Origin of the sequence: Microcystis sp. LE19-10.1B (genome assembly GCF_027530565.1) — a bacterium.
Taxonomy (GTDB): Bacteria; Cyanobacteriota; Cyanobacteriia; order Cyanobacteriales; family Microcystaceae; genus Microcystis; species Microcystis aeruginosa.
In genome coordinates this window covers 1-5,066 of sequence record NZ_JAPZQM010000473.1, presented here as the reverse complement: position 1 = coordinate 5,066, position 5,066 = coordinate 1, and the positions used below count along the sequence as shown (strand labels likewise).

2 protein-coding genes and 2 pseudogenes are annotated in these 5,066 nt (G+C 37.3%); 2 read left to right on the top strand and 2 right to left on the bottom strand.

Going from position 1 to position 5,066, the window contains the following annotated elements:
- The coding region (locus O9332_RS17120; RefSeq protein WP_288026576.1) for an RNA-guided endonuclease InsQ/TnpB family protein at positions 1-356 on the bottom strand (356 nt) is incomplete at its 3' end.
- A 91-nt stretch (positions 357-447) separates the two neighbouring features.
- Between O9332_RS17120 and O9332_RS28130 the strand changes: the two are divergent.
- A pseudogene (locus O9332_RS28130) lies at positions 448-3,159 on the top strand (O-linked N-acetylglucosamine transferase family protein).
- Between the two features lie 112 nt (positions 3,160-3,271).
- On the opposite strand, the pseudogene O9332_RS17100 reads toward O9332_RS28130, so the two are convergent.
- Positions 3,272-3,476: pseudogene (locus O9332_RS17100) on the bottom strand (IS30 family transposase); the annotation flags it as partial.
- Positions 3,477-3,674: 198 nt separating this feature from the next.
- Here O9332_RS17100 and O9332_RS17095 point away from each other — a divergent pair.
- Complete coding sequence (locus O9332_RS17095; protein ID WP_002762063.1) at positions 3,675-4,478, top strand: creatininase family protein; 804 nt, start codon at positions 3,675-3,677, stop codon at positions 4,476-4,478.
- The last annotated feature ends 588 nt before the right edge of the window (positions 4,479-5,066 follow it).

Sequence of the window (5,066 nt, the reverse complement as noted above, 5' to 3'; positions counted from 1 at the left end):
AACTTAAAAGCAGATTTGGTAAATTCGGCACTTCCTCCTTGATGTTTTTTCTTAAAGTTAGGATACTTAGTACGACCAGCAAAGAAATTAGTGAAAGCTGTTTGTAAATGTCTTAACCCTTGTTGTAAGGGTACACAGCTTACCTCATTGAGAAAGTCTAATTCTTCTTGCTTTTTCCACTCGGTCAACATTGAAGAAGTTTCAGTATATCCTACTCTTTCTTGTCTTTCATACCAAGCTTGTGTTCTGAGATGGAGAGCTTTATTGTAAACTAATCTTACACAGCCCAATGTGCGCCGCAATAGCGACTCTTGTTCTGGTGTGGGGTAAAATCGAAACGAATAGGCTTTTTCCATGTCCTTTCACACTAGCATATATTTCGTAAATGTGCTAATATTTAACAGTAAAGCCGTCGTAGAACGACGGGGTTTCAGACCCAAATTTTCGATGATCAACAGTAATCACCAACAAGCGATCGAGCTAATGTTAGCATCGGGAGACTATAATCAATTATTGTTATTCTGTCAACAAGCGCTCGCGGTTCATCCGGAAGTGACTGATTATTATCCCTATCTGGGATTAGCTTATCTGCTGCTAGAGCAGCAAGCAACAGCGCAAGAAATTTGTTTATTTTGGCTGTTACAATCAGAGTCCAGTCAGGATTTAATTGTGCTGCTCAAAAAAGAGATAATTAGAAATCTTGATTGCTGGCAGTTTGGCCAAGCTAAATTAATCTATCTTCAGTGGCTAGAATTAGAGGAAATAGAAGGGGATGAAGAGATAGAAAATTATGCCCTGACTGCGATAAACTCCTGTCTTCAAGAGGTGCAAGAGGCTATTAATCGGCAAGAATATACTTTAGCTGAGGACTTTTACTTAAGAATTTTATCTTGGCGTGAACAATTAGCTTACATCTGGCACGATTTAGGATATTTATACTATATAATTAACCGACTAACAGAATCTTTTAACTGTTTGGCACGAGCCATCAACTTAGAGGAAAATCAAGCCTTATATCATTATACTATGGCCATGGTGCTAGAAAAACAATCCCGTTTAGGTATAGCTTTATCAGCTTATCAAAAAGCGATTGATCTCAATCCCAATTTTATCGATGCTTATAACAAACTGGGCAATTTATTTTATAAACTAGGGCAGCTAAGCTAAACGGCTTTTACTTCGGATCACCGATATAGACTCCAAAAGGGTTATAGCTGTTGGATCATGCAGGTTAAGCGCCGTTTAGCTTAGAGTCAGCCGAAAAATTCTATCAGCAGGGAATTAATAAACAGGGTGATTTTTATCCTTTTTATATCAATTTAGGCAATGTCTATTTAGTTAAACAAGCTTGGACAGAGGCAAAAAATGCTTATAAAATGGCTCAACAACTGGCAGGAGATAGAGGAGAAATTAGTCAAAATCTCTCCCTTTGGGAAATTCTGCAAGCTGACCAAAAAAGAGCGGATCTTTATTCTGGTGATTATTTTTATCAAAGAAAAATCTATCAATTAGCATTAAACTATTATCAAAAATTATTAGCAATTAAAATAGAGGACAGCAATTTTTATTTAAATTGCGCCCATTGCTATCTCATTGTTAAAGGAGAAAAACAAGCTTTAGAAGTGTATAAAAAAGGCATTAACTATCATCCAGAAAATATTGATTTACATTTGCGCCTAATTTGGTTACTACAAAATAATTATCCGATCGAGGTGGCAATTCAAGCAACTAAATCAGCTTTAGAGTATCTTCCCGATCACCTATCCCTGAAGTTAGAATTAATGCGGTTAATGCCGATAGTTTACACAACTCAAGCAGATATTATGCTATATCGATCAAACTACGAGAAACAGTTAGATAATATCTTGTCTAATCTTGATTTAACCACTACTAATCAACAGCAGGATGCTTGGAAAAGTATTGGATTAAGAACTAACTTTTATCTTCAATGTCAAGCTAAAAATGATTTAGAACTACAAAAAAAATATGGAGAATTAGTTTATAAAATTACCTCAGCCAACTTTCCTAATTGGGTGAAAAACCTAACCATACCGACGGGAAAAATTCGCCTTGGCTATATTTCTGCTCACTTGCGTCATCACACGGTAGCGAAACTGTTTCAAGGATGGTTGCAGTGGCGAAATCGAGAGCAATTTGAAATTTACTGTTATGGAATAGATATTAATAACACCTGCGATAATTTTACCAAACAATATCAAGAGCAAAGTGAATATTTTTATCAGTTTGATAATCTGGTAAATATAGAAAGAATTGCTCAACATATTTTAGATAATCAGTTACATATTCTAGTTTATTTAGATATTGGTATGGATGCTCGCACTACCCAACTAGCAGGATTGCGTTTAGCTCCAGTACAATGTGTAACTTGGGGTCATCCCATCACCTCAGGATTACCAACCATTGATTATTTTATCTCCAGTGAATTAATGGAACCCGCGCAGGGAGATAATCACTACAGTGAAAAATTAATTCGCTTATCCAATTTAGGTATTGCCTATGCCAAACCTTCCCTTCCTCCCCAGAGAAAAACTCGTTTAGAGATGGGATTAAACGAGGATAAAATCATCTATTTAAACTGTCAGAGTTTATTTAAATATCTGCCAGAAAATGACGATATTTTCCCTAGAATTGCCCAACAAGTTCCCAACAGCCAATTTATTTTTATCTGTCATCGTAGCGAATTTGTGACCCATTGCTTTCAGTCGAGATTAAGTCAAGCTTTTAATAAGTATGGACTCAATTGGCAAGATTACGGGGTAATGATGCCACAATTAGAACAAAATGATTATTTTCAGCTTAACTTATTAGCAGACATCTATTTAGATAACTTAAGTTGGTCGGGGGGAAATACCACCTTAGAAGCAATTGCCTGTCAGCTTCCAGTTGTTACCTGTCCGGGGGAATTTATGCGGGGAAGACATTCCTAATGCTATCTTGAAAAAATTAGGCATAACCGAGACAATTGCTACGGATAAAAATCACTATATTGAAATTGCTATCCGTTTAGGTTTAGATAATCAATGGCGACAAACAATCAAAGATTATACTAAAATGAATATCGATACAGTATTTAACGATCAAACCTGTGTAAAAAGTCTAGAAAAATTTTATCAATCTGTAGTAGGAGAGGGTAAATAAAACTTTAGGGTTACATAGGGTTTGCGGCAAAAAGTTTGTTGGGGTGTGGGGTATGGGGAAGAAAACCACATAAAGTTCATTTTGTCAAGGATTTAAGATACTCTTACCCTGGGTTTAATCCTCTTTCCCAAAAATGATAAGGATTAGCAAAATAAAAATCTGCTCCTAGTTTCTGACTCAACTCTTGATGTCCACAAAATTCTTTGGCCTTGTCACAAAGGTCGGTTTTTCTTTTGTCAGGGGGAATCTCTTGGAAAAGTTTTTCGGTGACAAGGGTTGATTTCCGATGCGGTTTTGTTCTTGGCCAATGCTGCCACGCTCCGGAATCGCGCCACGCTTATTTTTCGCTCCGCTTCGACTCTTTCTTTTTCCTCGTCTGGCCCTATAGGTATTCTTGATGCTCTCCATAGTCTCGATAGTTGACGATTGGCCACCTTGCCAAGAATTAGTGATAAAATTACAATATAAACAGTAATTTTTCCCCCCAAGCATAATCCCTCACCCCCAATAAAATTATGATGCACGGTTTTATTCCCCCACATCGTTATTTTCCCTATCTTACTTGGACAGATATAGATTCAATGCCAGATAAGGAAAATGTGGTAATTATTCAACCCATCGGTGCGATCGAACAACACGGACCCCATCTACCTATTGCCGTCGATGCTGCCATTAGTTTAGGGGTTTTAGGCAAAGCTTTCGAGAAATTAGATACAAACATCGCCGCTTTCGCTTTACCCTGTCTCTACTACGGAAAATCTAACGAACATTGGTCTTTTCCAGGCACGATTACCCTCTCGGCAGCCACCTTATTAACCCTCATTCAAGAGATAGCTGAAAGTCTCTATCGTTCGGGTTTTCGCAAGTTAGTATTAATGAACTCCCACGGCGGGCAACCGCAAGTTATGGAAATTGCTGCTAGGGATATTCATCAACAATATCCCGATTTTTTAGTATTTCCTTTTTTCACTTGGCGAGTTCCCCACAATGCGGCTGAATTATTCTCGGAATATGAATTAGAATACGGTATTCATGCAGGAGATGTGGAAACTAGCATTATGTTATCATTACTGCCAGAACAGGTAAAAATTGAGCGGGCCGTCCGAGAATATCCTCAAGGTTTGCCAGAAAATAGTTTGTTAACTATGGAGGGAAAATTACCCTTTGCTTGGTTAACTAAGGAATTAACTAAAAGTGGAGTGATGGGAGATGCTACTAATGCAAGTAAAGAAAAAGGCGATCGATTATTAGAATCCGTTGCTAATGGTTGGGTACAGGCGATCGCTGATGTTTATCAATTCCGTCAACCGAAGTTATAGCGGTTCTCACACCTGTGTGGCACACTTAAACCTTTGCTAATTAAGCTTTTCAACATCGATAATGTACCTAGTGCGAACAGGAAACGCTATATATTAATAAAAGATTAATTAGAGTTGTTAATAAGCTGTACTGCATTTAAACTGCCTATTGTTAATTTTAGTACCAAGGATAAAAATTCCTCTCACTTCCCCTTTGATTCGGGAATTTGCTCACGATATTTACTGAGCATAAATAGAGTAAGTTTTAACAAGATAAGAGTAATTTTTTCCCATAATTATTAATCTCAATTATCAGTTTTATCCTTGAGGTTTTAGAAATTTTGTCAACGGTGACAAAAAGAAAATAAACGACATTTTTACCATATTTTTTCCGGGGGATAAGAATCGAAAACAGAATCAACGTCTAGGATAATTAGGGGCTGCTGAATAAATCTAAAAACCTTGTTGGATAAGGCTTTTAGACTTTTTTTCCTCAAAAAGTGCCGACCATTGGAGGGATCGGGGGTAAAATTCCTGGACTTTTTCCCTGAAAATTAGGTAACTGACTACCTCAAAATCGGTAAAACCCCACACCCCACACCCCACACC

Excerpts from the sequence above, each read along its gene's own strand:
- O9332_RS17095 (WP_002762063.1), top strand. The coding sequence starts at position 3,675 with ATGATGCACGGTTTTATTCCCCCACATCGTTATTTTCCCTATCTTACT.